This window comes from Methylobacterium sp. E-066 (genome assembly GCF_022829635.1).
Classification (GTDB): domain Bacteria; phylum Pseudomonadota; class Alphaproteobacteria; order Rhizobiales; family Beijerinckiaceae; genus Methylobacterium.
This window is the reverse complement of the sequence record NZ_JAKSYO010000055.1, coordinates 14,823-37,841: the sequence shown is the minus strand read 5'-3', so window position 1 is coordinate 37,841 and position 23,019 is coordinate 14,823. Positions and strand designations below refer to the sequence as shown.

The window sequence follows — 23,019 nt, the reverse complement described above, 5'->3', positions numbered from 1 at the left end:
CTCTCGACGACGCCGCCTCGCCGTCATTGCGAGCGCAGCGAAGCAACCTAGGGCAGGGCGCGATCCCAGGACGTGGCGCGTCCCTGGGTTGCTTCGCTGCGCTCGCAATGACGAGTACGGTCGAATCCCGAACCCGCCTTGATCCGCCCTCCCGGTACCCCCAAAAATACTCCGCGTAATGCCGAGAGACGGAGGCGATTCTGATCAGCAATGCCGAGATGGTGACCCGGCTCGCCCTGGCGGCTTTGGCCGGCAGCGTGATCGGGCTGGAGCGCGAGCGGCTGCTCTGGGCGGCGGGCTTGCGGACGCACATGCTCGTCTGCGTCGGCTCCTGCCTGATCATGATCGTCTCGGCCTTCGGCTTCAGCGACGTGCTCGGCACCAAGAACATCGTGCTCGATCCCTCGCGCATGGCCGCGCAGGTGGTGTCGGGCATCGGCTTCCTCGGGGCGGGTACGATCCTGCTGCGCGGCGAGGTGGTGAAGGGCCTGACCACCGCGGCGAGCCTCTGGGGCGTGGCGGCGATCGGCCTGGCGGTGGGCAGCGGGCTCTACGTGCCGGCTCTGGCGACCACGGCCCTGGTGGTCGGGATCCTCGCCGGGATCAAGCCATTCGAGGAGCGCTGGCGCGAACGGATGCGGTCGCAGACCCTGCGGATGACCGTCCGCAAGGGCACGATGTCGATCGACACGCTCCACGACGTCACGGGCGAGCGCGCCTCGCGGGTCCGCCAGTTCACCACCCGGCCGGCCTCCGACCCGGATCTCGACGAGGTGACCGTCACCTTCGTCCGGCTGTCGCGCACCAGCTTCGAGGCGATCGCCGCCAAGCTGCGCGCGACAGACGACGTAATCTCGGTCGATACCGTCGACAGCTGAGAGTCAGGCAGCCGCCTCGCCATCCAGGAACAGCCGGTAGGCAGGGTTCTCGGTCTCGTCGGTGGCCGGATAGCCCAGGGCCTCGATCGCTTCGTCGAACCGGACGCGCTCGGCCGGAGGCACCGCGATCCCGGCCAGTACCCGGCCGTAATCGGCGCCGTGGTTGCGGTAGTGGAACAGGGTGATGTCGAAGTTCGGCCCCAGGGCGTCCAGGAACTTCATCAGCGCCCCCGGCCGCTCCGGGAACTGGAAGCGGAACAGCCGCTCATGCGCCACGCCCACGGCCCGGCCGCCGACCATGTAGCGGACATGGACCTTGGCCATCTCGTTGTCGCTCATGTCGAGGACGCGATAGCCGGCCTCGCGTAGGTCGCCGATCAGCGCCTGCTTCTCGCGCTTGCCCCCGGCGACGTTGATGCCGACGAAGATCTGCGCCTCCGCCCCCGGCGCGTGGCGATAGTTGAACTCGGTGATCGCCCGGGGCCCGAGCGCCCGGATGAAGGCCCGGTAGGCGCCGGGCTGCTCCGGGATGGTGACGCCGAGCAGGACCTCGCGCTGCTCGCCGATCTCCGCCCGCTCGGCGATGTGGCGCAGCCGGTCGAAGTTGAGATTGGCCCCCGAGGAGATCGCGATCAGGGTGCCGTCGCCACCCTCGCGCTCGGCATAGAGCTTGGCCCCGGCGAGGCTCAGCGCCCCGGACGGCTCGGACACCGCCCGCGTGTCGTCGAAGATGTCCTTCACCGCCGCGCACATGGCATCGGTGTCAACGGTGATGACTTCGTCGAGATGCTCGCGGCAAAGCCGAAAGGTCTCCTCGCCGGCCTGGCGCACGGCGACGCCGTCGGCGAACAGCCCGACCGAAGGCAGGCTGACCCGTGTGTCGGCGGCCAGCGCCGCGGCCATGCAGGCGGCATCCTCCGGCTCGACGCCGATCACCTTGGTGCCCGGGCGCAGGTACTTCACGAAGGTCGCGATCCCGGCCGCCAGCCCGCCGCCGCCCACCGGCACGAAGATCGCCTCGATCGGCCCGGTATGCTGCTCCAGGATCTCCTTGCCGATCGTCCCCTGGCCGGCGATCACCTCGGGATCGTCGAACGGGTGCAAGAAGGTCAGGCCCTGCTCGGCCTCCAGGATCTTCGCCTGGGCCAGGGCCTCGTCGAAGGCGTCGCCGTGCAGCACCACTTCGGCGCCGCGCGCCCGGCAGGCATCGACCTTGATCGACGGGGTGGTGCGCGGCATCACGATCACCGCCCGGGCCCCGAGCTTGGCCGCCGCCAGCGCCACGCCCTGCGCGTGATTGCCCGCCGAGGCGCAGACGACGCCCCGGGCAATCTGGTCCGGGCTCAGTCCCGACATCTTGTTGTAGGCGCCCCGCAGCTTGAACGAGAAGACCGGCTGCAGGTCCTCGCGCTTCAGGAGCACGGGCCGACCGAGCCGCTGGGTCATCCGCGGCATCGGATCGAGGGGGCTCTCGATCGCCACGTCGTAGACGCGGGCGGTCAGGATCTTTCGGATGTAGTCGGTCATGTTTTGGGACTTGGGACGCGTGACGCGGATGGCCGGAGATAGACCCTCGCGCCGCGAGATGCGAGCGACGCTCCCGATCGGGTCTGCTACCCCACCCGTTCCACCAAAGCCGCCACCCACACCAGCAGCGCCGCCACCTGCGCCATGAAGGTCCCGGCGGAGGCCAAGTCTTTCACGGTGCCGATCATCGGGTGGTGGCCGGGGTGGACGTGGTCGCAGAGCTTCTCCACGGCGGTGTTGAGGAACTCGGCGGCCAGCATCAGCAGCAGGCTCGCCATCAGGGCCACCCGGACCCACAGGGTCGCGCCGAGGAAGAAGGCGACGGGCACGCCGAGCGCCAGCAGCATCAGCTCCTGCCGCACCGCCCGCTCGGTGCGGGCGCCGTGGCGCAGGCCGCGCCAGGAATTGAGGAAGGCGAGGACCAGGGCGTTCATCGAGCCGCGCCCTCCGGCACGGACCGGCTGATCCACTTGGCGAGCAGCGGCCCGGTGAGCAGCACCACGAACAGCCGCAGGGTCTGCACGGCGAGCACGAAGGAGACGTCCGCCTTCGAGCCGACCGCGATGATCGCCACGGAATCGAGGCCGCCCGGGCTGGTGGCCAGCACCGCGGTGAGCAGGTCGATCGGCAGCAGGAAGGTCAGGCCCCAGCCCCAGGCAGCGCACAGGGCGATCACGGAAAACGTCGCCGCCAGGATGCCGGGCAGCGCCGAGAAGGTCAGCCGCAGGGTCTCCCGGGTGAAGCGCAGGCCGACATAGATTCCGATGCAGGCATAGGCGAGTTCGAGGATCGGCGCCGGCAGGGACATCCGCACCAGGCCGCTGGCATGGAGCAGACTGCCGAGCACCATCGGGCCGACCTGGGCGCCGGCCGGGACCCTCAGGGCCAGGGCCGCGCCGGCACCGACCACCGCCACAGCGAGGGTCGCCAGCAGCGCGACCGGCCCGGTCACCTCGGCCGCGCCGGGGGCCGCCCCCGGGATTGGCGCCTCCATCAGGAACCGGGCGGCGAGCGAGGCCGAGAACACCACCGCGGCCACGCGGACATACTGCATGAAGGCCACGAGCCGCGGATCCGCGCCGAAATCCTCGGCCATCGCCACCATGGCCGAGGCGCCCCCGGGCGAGGAACCCCAGGCCGCCGTGGTGCCGGGCAGCACCCGCAACCGGGTCAGAACCCAGCCGACGAAGCCGCTCGCCGCCACGGTCACGAGCACGACGGCCACGATCAGCGGCCCGTCCTCGAACAGGGTCTGGGCGATCTGCCCGGTGACGGCGTGGGCGACCAGGCATCCGATCATCGCCTGAGAGGCGTTGAAGGCGACGCGCGGCACGTGCAGCCGGGAGCCGCCGACCCCGAAGGCGATGGCCGCGATCATCGGGCCGAGCAGCAACGCCGCTGGGAACTGCGCGAGCAGCAGCCCGTACGAGACGGCCGCGGACACGGCGACGAGGGCGGCCCAGAGGCCGAGGGTGCGGAAGGGGGGCAAGGCGACCAGCGGGGGATGCACCCGCACTAATTGTCGGGCGTGAGGGCCGCTACACCGCAATATGGGCCCTGTCACGGCAAAGATTTTTGGGAATGCCGATGTCAGGGTTGGCAAGGTCCGGTGTTCGCGCGGGGTTAGGTGAGCCCGTTTCTCTCAAGATGAAGCATTTCGCCCGCTTGACGCCCGCCACCAGGCCAATCCCACCCACTTCCCTCATCCTTCGCGGCTCGCTGCGCTCGCGCCTCAGGATGAGGGAAGTGGGTTAAAGGGGTGCCGAGCAGGAACGGCCCTACGGCCCTTTTTTGATATTCGCAAAAGCCGCATCCAATCGGCCGCGTGCCGCCGCGAGCGCGGTGCGGCGATCGGCCAGCCAGGTCCGGTCGGCGTCGAGGCGCGTCCGGGCGGCGGCGAGCATGCGCCGGACCTCCGCGGGTTGCGGGCCGCCCAGGCCCTTGGCGGCGTCGATCATGCCCCGCGCCGACAGGGCCGCCCGGAACCGGGCCTCGTCGAGGGGCAGGTCCGGCTTGAGGCCCGAGCCGGCGGCGGCCTCCGCGTAGATCCGCTTCACCTCGGCGAAGGGCAGATCGGCCGGGCGCAGGTCGTGGCTGCGGCCATAGCTGACCAGCTCGGAGGCGAAATGGTGCCCGAGCCGGAACGGCACGTCGGCCTCGCGCTGGAGGGTGTCGGCGAGCTCCGTGGTGGTGGAGTAATCGGCCGCGACCTCGTCGGCGGCCCGGGCCCGGTCGATCACCAGCCCGTCGAGGACCCGGGTCCAGCGCCGGCAGGTCTCGGCCGCCTCGGAGATGGTCCGGCCCGGGGGCTCGGACTGGTTGCGCTTGTAGTCCGGCATGCCGGACTCGACGTTGTGGGCCATGATGACGAAGGCCTGGGCGGCGGCGACCACGTCGCTCGCCTTCATGCGCAGGCTGTAGAGCGCCACCGGATTACGCTTCTGCGGCATGATGCTGCTCGGGCCGGTCAGGGCGCCCTCGCGCAGCAGGATCCACGGCCGGGTCTGATGGTACTGCGCGTAGAGGTCCTGCGCGAAGCTGCCGGCCGTGGTGGCGAGGTTGGCCGACAGGCCGGTCAGCTCCAGGCCGAGATCCATCGGGGCGAGCTGGCCGGCATCGTAGCTGTTCTCCACCGGCGCATCGAAGCCGAGCAGCCCGGCGAGCCGGCCGCGATCGACCGGAAAGCTCGACGTGCCGAGAGCAGCGGCGCCGAGCGGCGACAGGTTCACCCGCGCCCAGCTCTCGCGCAGGCGGTCCGCGTCGCGGGCCAGCGCCCCGGCATAGCCGAGCAGATAGTGGCCGAGCGTGGTCGGCTGCGCCTGCACTCCGTTGGTGTAGGCCGGGACGATCGTGTCGGCCTCCCGCTCGGCGACGGTCAGGAGGGCGGCGCGGGTCCCATCCAGGGCCTGGGCGAGGTCGAGCAGCCGGTCGCGCTGGTCGAGCTTCAGCACGGTCGGGATGATGTCCTGCCGGCTGCGGCCGGAATGCATCCGCGTGGCATCCGGGCCGGCGATGGCGGTGATCAGCGGCTCGATCCGCAGGTAATCGTCCGGCCGCTCGACGCCCGGCTTGGCGGCCTCCGAGGCGACCTGATCGAGGGCTTGGGCGATCCGCACCCCGAGGTCCCGCGGGACGATGCCGGTTTCCACGGTCATCACCAGAGAGGCGCGGTCGATGGCGTCGATGCGGGCAAAGCTATCTTGGGAGGCGGCGAGGGTTGTCGCGGGGGTGAGAAAGGCGACCAGGGTCGCGATCAGTCTGCGCCGCATGAGCTTGCTCCTATGCGCCGCCGTTTCGCGCCGGCCGGGGAATTCTCTGCGATCCGGCGAGTGATCACACATCACAATCCAGATCGTGTTCGGGAGTGGTAATTATTGAGAGGTCCGCGGCACACCGGCAGCACGGTTCGTCGAACCAGCGAGCTGCTTTGTGAATCACCCCGTCATTCTGGGGCCGCGCAGCGGAGCCCGGAATCCAGAAACTTCGTTGTATCAGGAACTTGCGCTGTCAGCGGATCTGGATCCCGGGCTCGCCTGCGGCGCCCCGGGATGACAGGGCGGGCCAACGAACGTCCGCGCCCCAGAACCCAAACCCTGAAAAAGCTAAGCCGTCTCATCCCGGCAGGCCGCCGTGCCGGGCGGTGCATGCGCGCGGAAGAACGCAGCCAAGTTCGCCAGCCCGGGCGCGCGCGGGTCGCTCGCCCGCCAGGCGAGCGCGATGGTGCGGCCCGGACCGTCGACGTCGAAGGACCGGGTGACGGTCAGGCCGGTCGGGTCGGGGCCGGGGGGCACGGCCAGCGCCGGCAGCAGGGTGTAACCGGTCCCGGCCGCCACCATCGAGCGGAGGGTCTCCAGGCTGGTGGCGTGGCGGCCCACGGAAGAACCCGCGCCGCAGGCGGCGATCGCCTGGTCGCGCAGGCAATTGCCCTCGTCGAGGAGCAGCAGGTCCGGCCCGGCGATCTCGGTAGCCGAGAGGGCACCGCCGCGGGCCAGCGCGTGCTCGGCCGGACAGGCGAGCCAGAACGGCTCGACGAACAGCGGCGCCACCGCGAGCCCGACGGGGGGCAGGGGCAGGGAGACCAGGGCGGCATCGATGCGCCCATCGCGCAGGCCCTCGACGATCTCGGCGGTGCGCGACTCGGACAACGACAACGTCAGCAGCGGGTATTGCTGGCGCAGGGGCCGCAGCACCAGCGGAAAGAAGTAGGGGCCCAACGTCTGGATCGCGGCCAGCACCAGCCGGCCGGTGAGCGGCGAGCCGCGGCCCTCGGTGGCGAGCGCCAGCAGACGCTGGGCCTCGGCCAGGACGATCCGCGACTGCCGGACGATGCCCTGGCCCGCTTCGGTGAGAAGCACCCGGCGGTTCGAGCGCTCGAACAGGGTCAGCCCCAGGGTGCCCTCCAGCTTACGCACCTGCACGCTCAGGGTCGGTTGGCTGACATTGCAGCGCTCGGCCGCCCGGCCGAAATGGCCCTCGTCGGCCACCGCCACGACATATTCCAGGTCGCGGAGCGACAAACCCGAGAGGTTCATAGGCTGCGTCTATCATGGCGTTTGCGACGATGCATTAGCCATTAGGCTCGCCAGGGTCCATAACCTCGTCGGAACGGTTCCAGTCTGCCGAGTCGGCCCCATATCCCGCTCACAGGCTTCACGGAGAGACGAGACGCATGAGCGATCAACGCCCGATTCTCACGACCCGCCAGGGCCATCCGGTCCGCGACAACCAGAGCACCCGCACGGTCGGCGAGCGCGGCCCCGCGACGCTCGAGAACTACCAGTTCATCGAGAAGATCACCCACTTCGACCGTGAGCGGATCCCGGAGCGCGTGGTCCATGCCCGCGGCGCCGGCGCCCACGGCTACTTCGAGGCCTACGGTAAGATCGGCAACGAGCCGGCCTCCAAGTACACCCGCGCCCGCGTGCTCAACGAGACCGGCGTGAAGACGCCGATGTTCGTGCGCTTCTCGACGGTGGCCGGCGCCAAGGAGAGCCCGGAGACCGAGCGCGACCCGCGCGGCTTCGCGGTGAAGTTCAAGACCGTCGATGGCAATTGGGACCTGGTTGGCAACAACCTCAAGGTGTTCTTCATCCGGGACGCGATCAAGTTCCCCGACATGATCCACGCCTTCAAGCCGGACCCGGTGACCAACCGCCAGGAGGCGTGGCGCTTCTTCGACTTCGTGGCCCAGCACCCCGAGTCGATCCACATGGTGACACATCTCAAGTCGCCCTGGGGCATCCCGGCCAATTACCGCGAAATGGAAGGCTCCGGCGTCAACACCTACAAGCTGGTCAACGACCAGGGCGAGGCCGTGCTCTGCAAGTTCCACTGGGAGCCGAAGCAGGGCGTCCGCAACCTGACCTCGCAGCAGGCCGCCGAAATCCAGGGCAAGGATGTCGGCCACGCGACCCGCGACCTGTACGACAACATCAAGGCCGGCAACTTCCCCGAGTGGGAGTTCTGCGTGCAGATCATGCCGGACGGCCCGAACGACCACCTGTCGTTCGATCCGCTGGACGACACGAAGCTGTGGCCGGTGGACCAGTTCCCGCTGCTGCCGGTGGGCCGCATGGTGCTGGACCGGGTGCCGGACAACTTCTTCGCTGAGGTCGAGCAGTCGGCCTTCGGCACCGGCGTGCTGGTCGACGGCATCGACTTCTCGGACGACAAGATGCTGCAGGGCCGGACCCTGTCCTACTCGGACACCCAGCGCTACCGCGTCGGCCCGAACTACCTGCAGCTGCCGATCAACGCGCCGCAGCCGGGCGTGAAGGTCTATTCCAACCAGCGGGACGGCCAGATGACCTACTCGGTCGACGGCACCGGGCCGAACAAGCACATCAACTACGAGCCCTCGACCCTGGCCGAGGGTCTGCGCGAAGCCCCGAAGCCGGCCAAGGAGTACCGCCAGCCGGTGCAGGGCCAGCTCGGCCGATACCAGACCTCGCGCACCGAGGACGACTACACCCAGGCCGGCGTCCGGTACCGCTCGTTCCAGGATTGGGAGCGGGACGACCTGATCGCCAACCTGGTCGGCGACATGAAGCAGTGCCCGGAGCCGATCCAACTGCGGATGGTCTGGCACTTCTGGCACGCGGACGAGGATTACGGCCGCCGCGTCGCAGAGGGTGCGGGCATCGACCTGGAGAAGGCCAAGGCCCTGCCGCCGCTGCCGGGCCGCGCCGCCCCGCACAAGCGCCTGCAGGCCGAGACCTACACAGACGGCTCCCAGGCCCACAGGGTCGCCGCCGAGTAAGTTTTTTACGCGGCGCCGAACCGGCCCTGACTGAACGGAGGCCCTGCGGGTGAAAACCCGCGGGGCCTTCTTTTTAGCCTCATCCCAAGGCGCGATCACCGCTCAGGGGCAGTGGCGGCGGACGTAACCTTTGCCGATAAAGGTCTGCGTGGCCGGATCGTAGGTCCTGAAGCGGCGGGCGCAGGCCGCGACGGCCGCCGGGAGATCGGCCGGGTCCGCCTCCACCACCGGCGGCACGTCGGCCGGCGCCACGTAGACCGGGGGCCTGTAGACCCGCGGCGCGTAGATATAGGCATCGTCGTAGAACGGATCGCCGAAATCGCCCCACAGGCTGCCCAGGCCGAAGCCGAGACCGAGGCCGGCGAGCCCGTAACCGTAGTAGCCGCCATACCACGGCCGGTAGGTGTACGGGTGCCGGAACGCGAAGCCGGGCCGGTACGGCCGCCCACCGATGATCGCGGGGCCCGGCCGGACCGGTCCGAGCGGCCGTCCCCAGGCGCCGATCCGGGTCCCGACGCCACCGTGGAACCCGCCCCCAAATCCGCGTGCCTCGGCACCGGTCATCGTCAGCGGGAGCGCGATGACGGCAGTTGCAACCAGAAGAAGCGTCGACCTGTCGATGCGTGCCATAGTGTCCACCCGAAGCAGGACGCCGGTCACGCCAGCTTGCGGACTCGGCGGAATACTCCACGTCATCCTGGCCCGGCGGCGTTCAGCGTCAAGAGTGCTTGGCCCGCACCTCCGGCATCGCTGGCTCGACTGTCGCGGGCGAGGGGCGACCTGCGGGCATCTTGCGGACGGGCGGCGTCCGCCCCGGTCAGCGGCCGCTGGCCGGCAGCGACGGCTGAAGCGGCGCGCTGCCCAAGTCCGGCGCGGCGGCGCTGACCTTGCGGTCGCGGCCGGCGGCCTGCCCGACCAGGATGGCGGTGATCGCGATGGTGACGAACAGGCCGCCGGCGAGGCCCCAGCCGCCCGTCGCCTCATGGGCGAAGCCGAAGGCCAGGGGGCCGAGGCAGGCGCCGGTATAGCCGATGCCCTGCGCCATGGCCGAGAGGCCGGCGGCGCTGGCGGCATCCGCGGCGCGCAGGACGATCAAGGTCAGCCCGAGGCCGAAGCAGCCGCCGATGCCGAAGCCGAGGGCACAGGCCGCCGGGATGCGCAAAGCCTCCGGCCCGAAGGCGAGCACCAGGAACGCGGCCGCCGTGAGCCCCGGAATCGCGACGATCCAGGCCCGCTGGTCCCGCACCCGGGCGGCCAGCATGGCGGTGATCAGCGCACCCGGCGCCTGGACCAGGGTCATCAGCGAGGCGTAGAGGCCGGCATCGAGCGCCGAAAGGCCGCGCGCCTGGAGCAGCAGGGGCAGCCAGCCGAACAGGGTGTAGGCCAGGGAGGATTGCAGGCCCATGAAGCCCGTGACCCACCAGGCCAGGGGATCGCGCAACAAACGCCCGGCAGAAGGCGCGGCGTTCGAGGCGGTGCGACGGGCGAATGGGATCCATAGGAACCCCGCCACGAGTGCGGGCAGCGCCCAGATCGCGAGCGCCGAGGGCCAGCCGCCGCCGAGGGCGTGCTCCACCGGCACCGCCGCGCCCGCGCCGGCCGCCGCGCCGAGGCACAGGGTCATCGTGTAGAGGCCGGTCATCAGGCCGCTGCTGCCGGAAAAGTCGCGCTTCACCAGGGCGGGCAGGAGCACGTTGTCGAGCCCGATCCCGATGGCGGCCAGCGCTGTTCCGGTGAAAAGCGGCCCGAGGCCGCCGAGACCGCGCAGGGCCAAGCCGGCGGCCAGGATCGTGGCGCCGACCAGCACGGCGAGATCGGGCCCGATCCGCCGGATCAGCGGCGCCGCCAACGCGCAAGCGATGCCGAGGCACAGGACCGGCAGGGTGGTGAGGATCGCGGCGCCGCCGGCGCTGAGCCCGGTGCTCTCCCGGATCGTCGCCAGGAGCGGCCCGATGGTACTGAGCGCCGGGCGCAGGTTGAACGCGACCAGCATCAGCGCGAGGCCGAGGAGGATCCGGCCCGGGGCCGTCCGCTCCGGGCTCATGACCGTCGCCGGGCGGTGAGGGCGCCGCCCAGGCAGGCCGCAAGCATCAGCGCGAAGGCGGCATCGCCGAACTGGCCGTACAGGGTGCCGCCGACGATGCGGGCGGGCAGGTCGGCATCAAGCCAGGTTTCCGTGTCGAGCTCGGTCTGCGCGACGATGCGACCGTGCGCGTCGATCACCGCGGAGATCCCGGTATTGGCGTCGCGGATCAGGGGCAGGCCCTCCTCGACGGCGCGCAGCCGTGCCTGGGCGAGGTGCTGGCGGGGGCCCGGCGTGTCGCCGAACCAGGCATCGTTGGTGACGTTCAGGATCAGCCCGGGCGGCCGCGGCACCGAAGCGGCCGTCGCCGGCAGGATCGCGTGCGTAAAAATCGCCTCGTAGCAGATCGTCGCCGCCACGGGCGGCAGGCCCGGCACGGTCAGGATCCGCTGCGCCGCCAGGGTCCCGGCGGAGAAGCCGCCGGGGATCGCCACGAACTGGCGCAGGCCCAGGGCCCGAAGCGCGGCGTCGATGGGCGCCGGCAGGTACTCGCCGAACGGGACGAGGTGGACCTTGTCGTAGGCGTCGGAGATCACGCCGTCCGGCCCGATCACCATGACGGCGTTGAAGTAGCGCAGGCGCTCGCCGGGCAGGGGCTCTTCGGCCCGGGCCGCGCCGGTCATCAGCTGCTGGCCGGGCTTGAGGCCGGCCGCCACCTTGGCCAGCGCATCGGGATCGCGCTGGATCAGGAACGGGAAGGCCGATTCCGGCCAGACGATATGGGTCGGCTCGGGCGCGCCGGCCTCGGTCGGGCGCTGGCTCAGCTCGATGTAGCGGTCGACGATGTCGGCCCGGTTCTCGGGCCTGAACTTGGCGTCCTGCGGCAGATTCGGCTGGACGAGGCGCAGGCGCACGCCAGTCACCACCGGATCGGGGGGTCCGACGCGTGCGGCGCCGTAGAGCGTCAGGCCGATCAGCACGATCGCGGCGGCGGCGCTCGGCCCGAACCGGCTGCGCGGATGCGAGCCGGTCGCCAGGGTCGCTGGCGCGGCGCAGATCAGCACGGCCAGGATGGTGAGGCCGTAGAGGCCGATCGCGGCGGCCCCTTGCATCAGCCAGAGGTTCTGGGCGAGCGCCATCCCGAGGGTGTTCCAGGGGAAACCCGTGAACAGGTGGCCGCGCAGCCACTCGGCGGCGCCGATCCCGAAAGCCAGGGCGGCGATCCGCGCGGGGCCGCGCGCCCAGAGCAGGCCGGCCGCGCCGAACCCCGCGCCGTAGAAGAAGCCGAGGGCGAAGGGCAGGCCGACGACGCCGAGGGGCAGAGCCCACAGGAACTCGTCGGCCTCCACCAGGAAGGCCTGGCCGAGCCACCACAGGCCGGCGGTGAGATAGCCGAAGCCCCAGGCCCAGCCGAGCAGGAAGCAGGGCCGGACCCGGCGCAGGGCGGTCCGGTCCGCGGCAGCCCCGTCCATGAGCCAGACCGCCACCGACAGGGACACGGCCAGCGCCGGCAGGACACCGAAGGGCGGCATCGCCAGGGCGCCGAGCGCCCCAGCGAGCCAGGCGAGGCCGAGCCGCCGCCAGCCGGTCAGCCGGGCGATGGCACGCACGAAGCCCGGGGAGGGGCGGCCCATGGGACCGCTCGGGGCGGCAACGTCCCGGGCATGACCCACGGTCAGGACCGCCACGCAGCACCCGTCACGCGAAGACCATCATGGGTGCGGCGTCTCGGGGACCGGCGGGGGTGAGGGCGGGGGCAGGGCCAAGGGCACGACGTTGCCGATCCGCGCCGCGCCCTTGTGGAACCGCAGCCGCTTCAGGCGGCGGGGATCGGCATCCAGCACCTCGAATTCGAGGTTGCCCGGCCCGACGATCAGCTCGCCCCGGGACGGGACGCGCCCGGCCAGGGTGACGATCATACCGCCCAGGGTATCGATCTCCTCGGCCATGTCGCCGACAGCGGCCACGAGATCGACGCCGGTGGCCTCGGACACTTCGGCCAGGGGCGTGCGGGCATCGGCCACGAACACCTCGTCCTCACCGTCGACCCGCTGCACCTGCTTGGCCTCGGCGACGTCGTGCTCGTCCTCGATATCGCCGACCACCACCTCGATCAGGTCCTCGATCGAGATCAGCCCGTCGGTGCCGCCATACTCGTCGATGACCAGGGCCATGTGGGTGCGCGTCGCCTGCATCCGCACCAGCAGGTCGATGGCCGGCATGGACGGTGGGACGAACAGCACCGGCCGCTGGATGCGGGCTGCGGCGAGCGTTGTGGTGAGGTCGACCTTGCCAAGATCCAGCGCCCGGGGCAGCCGCACGGGCGCCCGACGAGCAGGCCGCGGCGCCACGGTGGCGTCGGCCTCGCCCTCGGCGGGAACGGCGGGCCGGACCGCGGTCGCAGTGCGCCGGGTCGGCTCGGCCTTGGCGGCGATGTGATCGACGAGGTCGCGGATGTGGACCATGCCGCGGGGGTCATCCAGCGTCTCGCCGTAGACCGGCAGCCGGGAATGGCCAGCAGTGCGGAACAGCTTGAGCAGGTCGCCGAGATTGGTGTCGTTCGAGACCGCGACGATGTCGGCCCGAGGGACCATGACGTCGTCGACCCGCACCTTGTGCAGGCCGAGCACGTTCTTGAGCATCACCCGCTCGAGGGGGGTGAGACCGCTCTCGCCGGCATCGGGCTCGGCGAGTGCCTCCTCGAGACCCTCACGCAGCGAATCGCGCGGCTTGAGGTGGAGCGCCTGCAGGAGGCGGTCGTACCAGGGCTCCCGGGACTGGGATTCACCCTCGGTGGAACTGGGCGCGGCCAGGGCCGCGCCGCGACTTCGATCGTTGCTCATGTCTCTCGGATCTGGGGGCGGTGGGGAATCGGCCGCTCAGGCATAGGGATCGGGAATGCCCAAGGTCGCGAGGGCCGCGACTTCGAGCGCTTCCATGGCATCGGCCTCGGCCTCGCCGATCTCGTGGTCCTGACCGAGACAATGCAGGGTGCCATGGACGAGGAGGTGCGCGAGGTGGTTCTGGAGCGGCTTTGACTGCTCAGCACTCTCGCGCACAAGGGTCTCGTAGGCAAGGACCACGTCGCCCAAGGGCAGCGCGGCGCCCGCATGGCGGGGCTGCGGGGCGGCCGGGAAGGACAGCACGTTGGTGGGCTTGTCCTTGCCGCGCCAGGTGCGGTTGAGTTCTTGGATCGCGGCGTCATCGGTCAGCACGACGCTGACCTCCACGGGCCCGTCCGGCGGCACGGGGGCGGCGGCGAGCCCGGCCTCGACGGCGCGGATGACCAGCGATTCGAGCTCCGGGATCGCGGTTTCCCAGCGCGCGTCCTCGACGGACATGTCGATGTCGTGGCCGCTCATTGCGCGAGACCCACGCGGCTATTCAGTTTCCCGCTCGGGAAAGAGCGAACAACACGGTTCTGTATGGGGCCAGCCGCAGCATCAGCGTCCGCAGAAAACGAGGGTCCCCTCTCCCGTACGGGAGAGGGACAGGGTGAGGGATGCGCGCTTTCCGGAAAGACCTGGTCCCTCACCCCAACCCTCTCCCGCACGGGAGAGGGGGCCGGTTGCATCACGCTGAACATGCCTCGTGACTGCGCATCCCGACAGGCGCTAGGCAGGTAGAGCTCGGCGCCCGCGGGCGCGTGAACCGACATCACACTCACGCCAAGGGCCGGCGCCGGGGGTTGGGATTGCGGTCGGCCTCATGGTCGCCGTGAGAGGCACGCTCGTAGGCGGTGACGATCCGGCGCACGAGATCGTGTCGGACCACGTCCACGTCCTTGAAGGTCACCCGGCCGATTCCCTCGACGCCGTCGAGCACGTTCACCGCCTCCACGAGGCCGGATTTCTGGCCCGGCGGCAGGTCGATCTGACTCGGATCTCCGGTGATGATCATGCGCGAGCCTTCGCCGAGGCGGGTCAGGAACATCTTCATCTGCATGGAGGTGGTGTTCTGCGCCTCGTCGAGGAGCACCACGGCGTTGGTAAGCGTGCGCCCGCGCATGAAAGCGAGCGGCGCAATCTCGATGATCCCGGTCTGCAGGCCGCGGTCGACGTGGCGCGCCTCCATGAAGTCGTAGAGGGCGTCGTAGATCGGGCGCAGATACGGATCGACCTTGTCGCGCATGTCGCCGGGCAGGAAGCCCAGACGCTCGCCGGCCTCCACCGCCGGGCGCGACAGGATCAGCCGTTCGGCATGGCCCTGCTCCAGCAGTGACACGGCGTGGCCGACGGCCAGCCAGGTCTTGCCGGTGCCGGCCGGGCCTTCCGCGAAGACCAGCTCGTTGGTGCGCAGCAGCTTGATGTACTGGTCCTGCGCCGGGTTGCGCGCCCGCACGGCGCCGCGCTTGCGGGTGGCGATCTGCTCGAAATGCGGCTTGTCGGCCTCGGCGGCGATCGCCTCGGCCGGGAACAGGCTGGCCTGGGCGGTGGATTCGCGGATCGCGCCGTCGACATCGCCGAGCGTCAGGGCGCTGCCGCCGGTCCGCACCCGCGCGTAGAGCTTCTGGAACACCCGCCTTGCCTTCTCGGCGGCGTCGGGGGAGCCCTTGATCACGAGGTGGTTGCCGAGCGCCGTCGCGGTGACGTCGAGCCGGCGCTCGATATGGGCGACGTTCTGGTCGTATTGACCGAAGACGAGGCTCGCGAGGCGGTTGTCGTCGAAAGTCAGCGGCACCTCGACCGTCTCGTCCGATTCGGCCGGCTTCGCCGCCGGCCCGCGGCCCCGAAGGGCGCCGCGTACGCCAGACCCGTCCGACGCGCTCAACCTGTGATCCTCACCGCCATCCCCATCGCTTAATCCTCACGCCGCCGCGGCCTCGAAGGCCAACTGCCCGAACAGGCTGTTCGTCCCGGCCCGCTCGATCCGGACCGGCACGATCGTACCGATATGGTGGGGCGCGGCGTCGAACTGCACGGCCAGCAGGTGCGGCGTCTTGCCCGCGACTTGGCCCGGATGCCGGCCCGCCTTCTCGACCAGCACGTCGAAGACCTGGCCGACGGCGGCCCGCTGGTAGGCATAGCGCTGCGCGTCCAGCAGCGCCTGCAGCTCAGCGAGCCGCTCCGCCATCACCGATTCGGGCACCATGTCGCTCCGGTCGGCCGCGGGCGTGCCGGGGCGGGGGCTGTACTTGAACGAGAATGCGCTCTCGAAGCCTATGTCGCGCACCAGCTTGAGGGTGTCGGCAAAATCGGCATCGGTCTCGCCCGGGAAGCCGACGATGAAGTCGGACGACAGGGCGGTATCAGGCCGGGCGGCGCGCACGCGGTCGATCAGGCGGCGATACTTGTCGCCGTTGTGCTTCCGGTTCATGGCGGCGAGGATCCGGTCCGAGCCGGACTGCACCGGCAGGTGCAGGTAGGGCATCAAGGCCGGCACCTCGGCATGGGCGCGCACCAGCGCGTCGTCGAAATCGTTGGGATGGTTCGTGGTGTAGCGGATCCGGGCGAGACCGGGGATCTTTGCCACCGCCCGGATCAGGTCCGCGAGCCCGACCGGGGCGCCGTCGGGGCCCAGCCCGTGATAGCCGTTGACGTTCTGGCCGATCAGCGTGACCTCGCGGGCGCCGCCCTGCGCGAGTTTTTCCGCCTCGGCCAGCACAGCCGCCACGGGACGCGAGACTTCGGCGCCGCGGGTATAGGGCACCACGCAGAAGGCGCAGAATTTGTCGCAGCCCTCCTGCACGGTGAGGAAGGCGCTCGGCCCGGAGGTCCGACGCCGGGGCAGGTGCGTGAACTTGTCCTCGATCGGGAATTCGGTGTCGACCACCCGGCGCTCGCGGGAGCGGGCCAGCAGGTCCGGCAGGCGGTGGTAGCTCTGCGGGCCGACCACCACGTCCACCGCGGGTTGGCGGGCCTGGATCTCGGCGCCCTCGGCCTGGGCGACGCAGCCGGCCACGACGATGCGGGTGTCGAGGCCCCGGGCCTGCCGCTCGCCCTTGAGGACGCGCAGGCGGCCGAGCTCGGAATAGACCTTCTCGGCAGCCTTCTCGCGGATGTGGCAGGTGTTGAGGACAACGACGTCGGCCTCCTCCACCGAATCGGTCGCGGTGAACCCCTCAGCGCCCAGTACGTCGGCCATGCGGGCCGCGTCGTAGGCGTTCATCTGGCAACCGTAGGATTTGACGAAGGCCTTCTTCAACGCGTGCCGCCCTGAACCGTCCGCTTCCCCATAGGCCCGCCCCGACCCTATGCAGACCGGCGGGCGGGAGCCTGTAGCACGGATCGCGCGGGCCGTCGCGACACCCCACGGCAAGGCGGGGTTTCCAAAGGGCTCAGCCCTTTGGCGGGTTTGGGGCGGAGCCCCGATAACCTTGGGAGGCGGCGGGGCTTGCCCGCCGCCCCGTCGTCAGTGGGCCGCCGCGGTGGCCGGGACGTCGATGACCATCTGCTGGAAGAACGGCACGTAGGCCTGGAGCATCACGAACAGGCCGACCAGACAGGCCAGCGCGATCGAGTGCCAGAACACGAAGCGCAGGATCTTGCCCTCCTGGCCGAAATAGCCGGTGGCCGTGGAGGCGACGACGATCGATTGGGCGTCGACCATCTTTCCCATCACGCCGCCCGACGAGTTCGCCGCCGCCATCAGCACACCCGGGAGCCCGAGTTGCTCGGAGGTGATGCGCTGGAGGCCGCCGAACAGGACGTTCGAGGCCGTGTCCGAGCCGGTGAGCGCCACGCCGAGCCAGCCGAGCAGCGTCCCGAAGAACGGGTACAGGATGCCGGTTCCCGCGAAGGCGAGGCCGAGGGTGGCGTCGACGCCCGCGTAGCGGGTGAGCACGCCCAGCGCCAGCATCGCCGCGATGGTGATCAGCGAGTAGCGCAGCGCCCAGATCGTCTCGACATAGGCGGTCACGAGCCGCACCGGCGAGAAGCGCATGATCAGGCCCGAGATGATCGCGGCGATCAGCACGCCCGTGCCGGTGTAGGACATGTAGGTGAACAGGAAGACCGCGCCCTCGGGGACGGGCTTGGCCACCACCGGCGGCACCTTCAGGATCACGTTGTGCAGGCCCGGCACCTCGTATTTCCAGGTGAAGAGCGGGTTCACGATACCCTTGAACCAGCCGGTGCCCCAGATCGCCACGATCACCGAGAGGATGATCCACGGCATCCAGGCCAGCAGGATCTCGCCCTGCGAGGCGGTGCGCGCGCCGATATGGACCGGGGGCGTGCCCGGGACGCCGGCGCCGAGCGCCACCGGGCGCGGGTTGACGAGCGCCAGGGACGGATCGTGACCGCGCAGCGCCGGCGAGGTCCAGACCTCCCGGGGCTGCCAGACCTTGAGGAACAGCACGAGGCAGAGCATCGAGGCGAGCGAGGCGCCGATATCGACGATCCAGGGATTGACGTAGTTCGAGATCAGGAACTGCGCCACCGCGAAGGACGCGCCGCAGACCAGGATCGGCGGCCACACCCGGATCATGCCGCGGAAGCCCGCGAACACCCAGATCAGCCAGAACGGCACGATCAGCGAGAACAGCGGCAGCTGCCGGCCGATCATCGCGCCGAGGATCTCGGGCGGATAGCCGGTAACAGAGGCCAGGCCCTGGATCGGCGCACCGAGCGCCCCGAACGCCACCGGGGCGGTATTGGCGATGAGCGAGAGGCCGGAGGCGGCCAGCGGCGAGAAGCCCAGCCCGATTAGGATCGCGCCGGTGACGGCGACCGGCGTGCCGAAGCCGCCTGCGCCCTCGAAGAAGGCGCCGAACGCGAAGGCCACCAGCAGGAGCTGCAGGCGACGGTCGGCGGTGATGCCGGCGACCGATTGCTGCAGTACCGAGAACCAGCCCTTCTCTACCGTGAGCCGGTAGAGGAAGATGACGTTGAGGATGATCCAGCCGATCGGGAAGAAGCCCGTGACCATCCCGAGGATCGCGGCCCGGGTGGCGAGATCGGTCGGCATGCCGAAGCCGACGATGGCCACCAGCATGGCGAGGCCGAGGGCGATGACGGCGGCGAGGTGCGCCTTGACGCGACCGCTCGCGATCATGGCGAGGAGGGCGATGACCGGCACCGAAGCGGCCAGGGTCGAGAGCCAGGGGCTCCCGAACGGATCATAGACCTGATTCCAGGTTTGCAACGGTCGTCCTCCCAGTATCCCGACTTCACGGGTTTCGGCCTAGCTAGCAGAGGGACACGGCCCGCTCAACAGAGATGCATCCTGTATTCAAGGGGTGGTTTTACCGGGACATCACGGTCGCGGGCTCGCCTGTCATTGCGAGCGCAGCGAAGCAACCTAGGGAAGCGCGCGATCGCCAGACGTAGCGCGGCACTGGGTTGCTTCGCTGCGCTCGCAATGACGCGAAAAGCTGGATCGCGCAGGCACAATCCGGCTGCCGGGAAAAGCCTCAGACCGTCGCGATCTCCGAACCGCCCAGGTCGAGCCCGGGTGCGGCCGGGCGGGCGCCGGCGGTGGGCTGGGCCTCGCCGCGGCCGGTCAGGATGCCCTGGAGGGCGGCGCGCACCTCGACCTCGGCAGCGGCGGTGGCGGCCTTCCGGTCGGTCGAGGCCTCGAAGACGATCGGCTTGCCCCAGACCACGTGGATGTCGATCGGGCCGCCGTTCACGAAGGCGGCGAGGTGGGGCGCCAGCTCCATGTCGCCGTACCAAGCGATCTCGGATCGCTCGGCGCGCACCACCGGCAGGCCGTTGCGCCTCGGATAGGCGATCGCCAGGGGCTGGAGGCGCACGCGGCCCCGTCCGGCCTCGGCCTGGAGGGCGGCGCGCGCCGCGCCGACCAGGGCGGAGCGGAACGGCAGGAGCCGGTTGCCGTCGCCGGTGGTCCCTTCCGCGAATAGCACCACCAGCTCGCCCTCGGCCAGGCGATGGCCCATGGCGGCGCTGACCGTGGCGGTGGCGCCCCTTCGCTGCCGGTCGATGTAGATCGTGCGCTGGAGGGCCGCGAGCGCGCTGATCACCGGCCAGCCGGCGATCTCGGACTTCGCCACGAAGGAAAGCGGCCGCAACGACCCGATCGCGACGATGTCGAGCCACGACACGTGGTTGGCCAGAACCAGCGCCGCCTCGCCGGCTTCCGGCGGCGTGCCGCTCTGCGTCACCCGGACCGAGAACAGCCACAGGAAGAAACGATGGAACAGGATCGGCGCCAGGGTCGGGCGGCGGCCGAGCAGCCGCAGGGCGATCCAGTGCGGCGGCGCCAGCACCAGAAAGGCGAGGGCGAGGGCCGCGACCCGCGCGATGACGCCGAACCGGCTCACGCCGTTACAGGTCGGCGCTCATGGTCAGCGCGGTCGCCCGGCTGCCGTCGGCCTTGAGGTAGTAGCCGGTGCGCGCGCCGACCTTCCGGAAGCCGTGCCGGGCGTAGAGCTTGAGCGCGGGGGCGTTGCCCTCGTCGACCTCTAGGTGGACCCGGGCGATCTTGGAATGCGCCAGGCTGGACAGGTGCTCGCGCAGGAGCCGGCGGCTATGGCCGCCGCCGCGCAGCGTCGGCGACAGCACGATGGTCAAGATCTCGGCCTCGTCGGCGGCGCGGCGCGACAGGACGAAGCCCTGGAGCGTCCCGGCCCGCCACAGGGCATGGGCTTGGGTCGAACGCTCGCACAGCAGGCGCTCGAATTCGTGGGCCTCCCAGGGTCGGGCGAAGGCGGTGGCGTGAAGCCGGGCCAAAGCCGGCGCCTGCCCGGCGTCCGCGAGCGGCGCGACGTAGGGCTCCGGGGTGAGGGCGTCCCACCAGGCGGCCCACCAGTCGAGAGGCCAGAACGGGAGGGGCCGCGTCATTGCCGCGCGATCCTGGCATGGTCCTGGGGCCGGGCATCGGGCCCGCGGAGGTAGAGCGGCCGCGGCAGGGCCTGGGCCGGATCGGCGACGAGACCGAGCGACGCCACGGCGGTGATCTCGGCCGCGCCGAGGCCGGCGACCCGGGCGCTCACCCCACGCGCCGCCAGGGCGGCCGCCACCAGGGGCGCACCCGAGCCGGTGAGAACGACGGGGCCGGCTCCGAGCCGTTCCGCGGCAATCTCTACCGGCAGGTGGGCCGGGGCAAGGCCGTCGCTTGGACCGAGGGCCTGGACGTAGACGGCGCCGTGCCGGGCATCGATCACAGCCGCGATCACGCCCTCGACGGATTCCGCCAGCAGCGGCGCCAGCAGGGCCGAGAGCGTGCCGACGCCGACGACCGGCTTGCCGGTGGCGAGCCCGATGGCCCGAGCCGCCGAGAGGCCGACCCGCAAGCCGGTATAGCTGCCGGGCCCGACCGTGACGGCGATGCGATCGATCGCCTCGAAGCCGCCCTCAACCCGGGCGATCACCCGCTCGATCAGCGGCAGCAGCGCTTCGGCGTGCCCGCGCACCATGGGCAGTGACTCGGCCGAGATCGGCGCGTCGGCATCGTCCGTGGCGACGCAGGCGGCGCACAGGTCCAGCGCTGTGTCGATGGCAAGGATACGCACGCCCACTCCCGCATGCCGGTCCGGACCGGCGACCGCTCCCATTCCGCCCCGAAGAGCGCGAAGACCCTAGCGATAGAACAAAACCGCCGGCCCGTCAGCGCGGGGCGGCGGTGAGAACCGCGTTGGCGGTGAAGTGTTGCCGGCTTGCGCCGGTCGGCCGACGCGCCGAGCCTCAGGCCGCCCGGACGACCGTGAGGAATTCGCGGACCTCGACGTTCAGCTGCTCGGATTGCCGGGACAATTCGGAGGCCGAGGTCAGGACCAGGTTGGCCGCCGAGCCGGTCGCCTCGGAGGCCTTCGCCACCCCGACGATGTTGTGCGTCACCTCGCCGGTGCCGCTCGCCGCCTGCGCGACGTTGCGGACGATCTCCTGGGTCGCGGCGCTCTGCTCCTCGACCGCGGCGGCGATGCTGGTCGCCACGCCGCTGATCTCGCGGATCAGGCCCACGATCGAGCCGATCGCCGACGCCGCCTGGCCGGTGGCGCCCTGGACCCGGCCGATCTGGGCGGCGATCTCGTCGGTGGCCTTGGCGGTCTGCTCGGCCAGTTCCTTCACTTCGGCGGCGACCACCGCGAAGCCGCGCCCGGCCTCGCCGGCGCGGGCCGCCTCGATGGTCGCGTTCAGCGCCAGCAGGTTGGTCTGGCTGGCGATCGAGGCGATCAGCCCGACCACGTCACCGATCCGCGCCACGGAACTGCTCAGCTCCTGCATCAGGGCACCGGTCTGGTCGGCCTCGCCCACCGTCCGCTGGGCCAGGTCGGAGGCCCCCTCGACCTGCCGGCCGATCTCGCCGATCGAGACCCCGAGTTCCTCGGCGGCTGCCGCCACGGTGTTGACGTTGGCGGCCGCCTCCTCGGCCGCGGAGGCGACCGTCGTGGTCTGGCCGGCGGTCTGAGTCGCGGTGGCGGTCATGGACTGCGCCGTATCCTGAAGCTCGGTGGCCGAGGTCGAGACCCGGCCGACGATGCCGCCCACCGCCTCCTCGAAATGATCGGCCAGCTCGACCATGGTGCGCCGCCGCGCCTCGGCCGCGGCTTCGTCGGCCTTCCGCTTGAGTTCGGCCTCCTCGGCGGCCTTCTGCACGACCATGGCCTTGATGCCTTCCACGGCCCGTCCGACCGCGCCGATCTCGTCGCCCCGGCGTGCCTCCGCGATCTCGGCCTCGATCTCGCCCTTGGCCATGCGCTGGAGCACCGCGACCAAGCGGTCGAGCGGCCGGGTGATGCCGACGGTGGAAACCAGCAGGGAGCAGAGGATGCCGATGAACAGGCCGAGGGCTCCGAAGCCGATCAGGCTGTAGCGGGTCGCGTCGGTCTCGTCCGTGAGATCCCGCGAGCGCTTGCGCATGTAATCTTCGATCGCGTCCCCGAGCTTCGTCCCCTCAACGCCGAGGGTGGCGAAGATCGGCTCGCTCTTCTCGCGCGCCTGTTTGAGGGCGGCGCTCTCCTCACCGGCGACCGCCAAACGCCGCACCTCCGACGCCTCCGCCACGAAGCGCGCGGTGCGCTCGCGCTGGGCCTGGATGAGATCGGAGAAAGCCGGGACCTGTTGTGCGAGATCGGACAGGGTCTTGTCGGTCTGCCCGGTGATGACGTCGAATTGCGCGCCCGCCTGGCGGATCTGCTCCGGGTCGGTCTCCGCGATCGTCCGATACATCAGGTAGTTCAACGTGTTGTGCAGCCGGTTGGTCCGCCGCACGTTCGACACCGCCTTGGCCTCCCGGGCGATCAGGCTCGTGTAGATCTGGTCGATCACCGTCATCCGGGACTGCGCGAACCAGATGCAACCGCCCACGATCACCGCGATGATCAGGTTGATCGCCAGCAGCTTCGTGACAATGTTCGTGCGGATGAGCAGGTTCATGCGAATCCCCGGAAGACCATGAGATACGAACCGCATGACGAAACCTTACGTCAA

General features: G+C 70.5%; 19 protein-coding genes. 2 read left to right on the top strand and 17 right to left on the bottom strand.

Annotation, left to right across the window (positions count from 1 at the left end):
- Positions 1-218 precede the first annotated feature (218 nt).
- A complete protein-coding gene (locus MKL20_RS06650) occupies positions 219-878 on the top strand; it encodes an MgtC/SapB family protein (protein WP_243971515.1) in 660 nt (219 codons plus the stop codon).
- Between the two features lie 3 nt (positions 879-881).
- Here the strand turns inward: MKL20_RS06650 and ilvA are convergent, their stop codons facing one another.
- From ilvA to MKL20_RS06625, 5 genes are all read right to left on the bottom strand, one after another.
- Positions 882-2,465: a threonine ammonia-lyase, biosynthetic gene (ilvA, locus tag MKL20_RS06645; RefSeq protein WP_409568122.1), complete on the bottom strand. Its 1,584-nt coding sequence runs from the start codon at positions 2,463-2,465 to the stop codon at positions 882-884.
- Between the two features lie 26 nt (positions 2,466-2,491).
- Positions 2,492-2,839 (bottom strand): diacylglycerol kinase, encoded by a 348-nt coding sequence (locus MKL20_RS06640; RefSeq protein WP_244036018.1) that lies wholly within the window; start codon positions 2,837-2,839, stop codon positions 2,492-2,494.
- Positions 2,836-3,894 (bottom strand): AbrB family transcriptional regulator, encoded by a 1,059-nt coding sequence (locus tag MKL20_RS06635; protein WP_244036056.1) that lies wholly within the window; start codon positions 3,892-3,894, stop codon positions 2,836-2,838. Before MKL20_RS06635 ends, MKL20_RS06640 begins: the two co-directional genes overlap by 4 nt.
- Positions 3,895-4,183: 289 nt before the next feature.
- Complete coding sequence (locus MKL20_RS06630; RefSeq protein WP_244036017.1) at positions 4,184-5,674, bottom strand: argininosuccinate lyase; 1,491 nt, start codon at positions 5,672-5,674, stop codon at positions 4,184-4,186.
- A gap of 333 nt (positions 5,675-6,007) precedes the next feature.
- Positions 6,008-6,937, bottom strand: a complete 930-nt coding sequence (locus MKL20_RS06625) for a LysR substrate-binding domain-containing protein (RefSeq protein WP_244036016.1) — start codon at positions 6,935-6,937, stop codon at positions 6,008-6,010.
- 137 nt (positions 6,938-7,074) lie between these two features.
- Here MKL20_RS06625 and MKL20_RS06620 point away from each other — a divergent pair, with 137 nt between their 5' ends.
- Positions 7,075-8,664 carry a catalase gene (locus MKL20_RS06620; protein ID WP_243971502.1) on the top strand — a complete coding sequence of 530 codons (1,590 nt, stop codon included), beginning with the start codon at positions 7,075-7,077 and terminating at the stop codon, positions 8,662-8,664.
- Between the two features lie 102 nt (positions 8,665-8,766).
- Here MKL20_RS06620 and MKL20_RS06615 read toward each other — a convergent pair whose 3' ends face one another.
- The 12 genes from MKL20_RS06615 to MKL20_RS06560 form a co-directional block, all read right to left on the bottom strand.
- Positions 8,767-9,294, bottom strand: a complete 528-nt coding sequence (locus MKL20_RS06615) for a BA14K family protein (protein WP_244036015.1) — start codon at positions 9,292-9,294, stop codon at positions 8,767-8,769.
- A 187-nt stretch (positions 9,295-9,481) separates the two neighbouring features.
- Positions 9,482-10,708 (bottom strand): MFS transporter, encoded by a 1,227-nt coding sequence (locus MKL20_RS06610; protein ID WP_244036014.1) that lies wholly within the window; start codon positions 10,706-10,708, stop codon positions 9,482-9,484.
- Entirely contained in the window at positions 10,705-12,321 is a 1,617-nt protein-coding gene (gene lnt / locus MKL20_RS06605) for an apolipoprotein N-acyltransferase (RefSeq protein WP_244036013.1), read from the bottom strand. Before lnt ends, MKL20_RS06610 begins: the two co-directional genes overlap by 4 nt.
- A gap of 78 nt (positions 12,322-12,399) precedes the next feature.
- On the bottom strand, positions 12,400-13,530 hold the full coding sequence (locus tag MKL20_RS06600; RefSeq protein ID WP_244036012.1) for a hemolysin family protein: 1,131 nt from the start codon (positions 13,528-13,530) through the stop codon (positions 12,400-12,402).
- 36 nt (positions 13,531-13,566) lie between these two features.
- Positions 13,567-14,049, bottom strand: coding sequence for an rRNA maturation RNase YbeY (gene ybeY, locus MKL20_RS06595; RefSeq protein WP_244036011.1), 483 nt, complete (start codon positions 14,047-14,049; stop codon positions 13,567-13,569).
- A 301-nt stretch (positions 14,050-14,350) separates the two neighbouring features.
- Positions 14,351-15,457: a PhoH family protein gene (locus MKL20_RS06590; RefSeq protein ID WP_409568119.1), complete on the bottom strand. Its 1,107-nt coding sequence runs from the start codon at positions 15,455-15,457 to the stop codon at positions 14,351-14,353.
- Positions 15,458-15,493: 36 nt separating this feature from the next.
- Positions 15,494-16,831 carry a tRNA (N6-isopentenyl adenosine(37)-C2)-methylthiotransferase MiaB gene (gene miaB, locus MKL20_RS06585; RefSeq protein WP_244036010.1) on the bottom strand — a complete coding sequence of 446 codons (1,338 nt, stop codon included), beginning with the start codon at positions 16,829-16,831 and terminating at the stop codon, positions 15,494-15,496.
- A gap of 207 nt (positions 16,832-17,038) precedes the next feature.
- Positions 17,039-18,772 (bottom strand): L-lactate permease, encoded by a 1,734-nt coding sequence (locus MKL20_RS06580; RefSeq protein ID WP_244036009.1) that lies wholly within the window; start codon positions 18,770-18,772, stop codon positions 17,039-17,041.
- Positions 18,773-19,040: 268 nt separating this feature from the next.
- Positions 19,041-19,910: a lysophospholipid acyltransferase family protein gene (locus MKL20_RS06575; RefSeq protein ID WP_244036008.1), complete on the bottom strand. Its 870-nt coding sequence runs from the start codon at positions 19,908-19,910 to the stop codon at positions 19,041-19,043.
- 4 nt (positions 19,911-19,914) lie between these two features.
- The gene (locus MKL20_RS06570; RefSeq protein WP_244036007.1) at positions 19,915-20,430 is read right to left on the bottom strand and encodes a GNAT family N-acetyltransferase; all 516 of its coding nucleotides are present in this window, start codon (positions 20,428-20,430) and stop codon (positions 19,915-19,917) included.
- Complete coding sequence (gene tsaB, locus MKL20_RS06565; RefSeq protein ID WP_244036006.1) at positions 20,427-21,101, bottom strand: tRNA (adenosine(37)-N6)-threonylcarbamoyltransferase complex dimerization subunit type 1 TsaB; 675 nt, start codon at positions 21,099-21,101, stop codon at positions 20,427-20,429. Before tsaB ends, MKL20_RS06570 begins: the two co-directional genes overlap by 4 nt.
- 172 nt (positions 21,102-21,273) lie before the next feature.
- Complete coding sequence (locus MKL20_RS06560) at positions 21,274-22,965, bottom strand: methyl-accepting chemotaxis protein (protein WP_244036005.1); 1,692 nt, start codon at positions 22,963-22,965, stop codon at positions 21,274-21,276.
- Between the last annotated feature and the right edge of the window lie 54 nt (positions 22,966-23,019).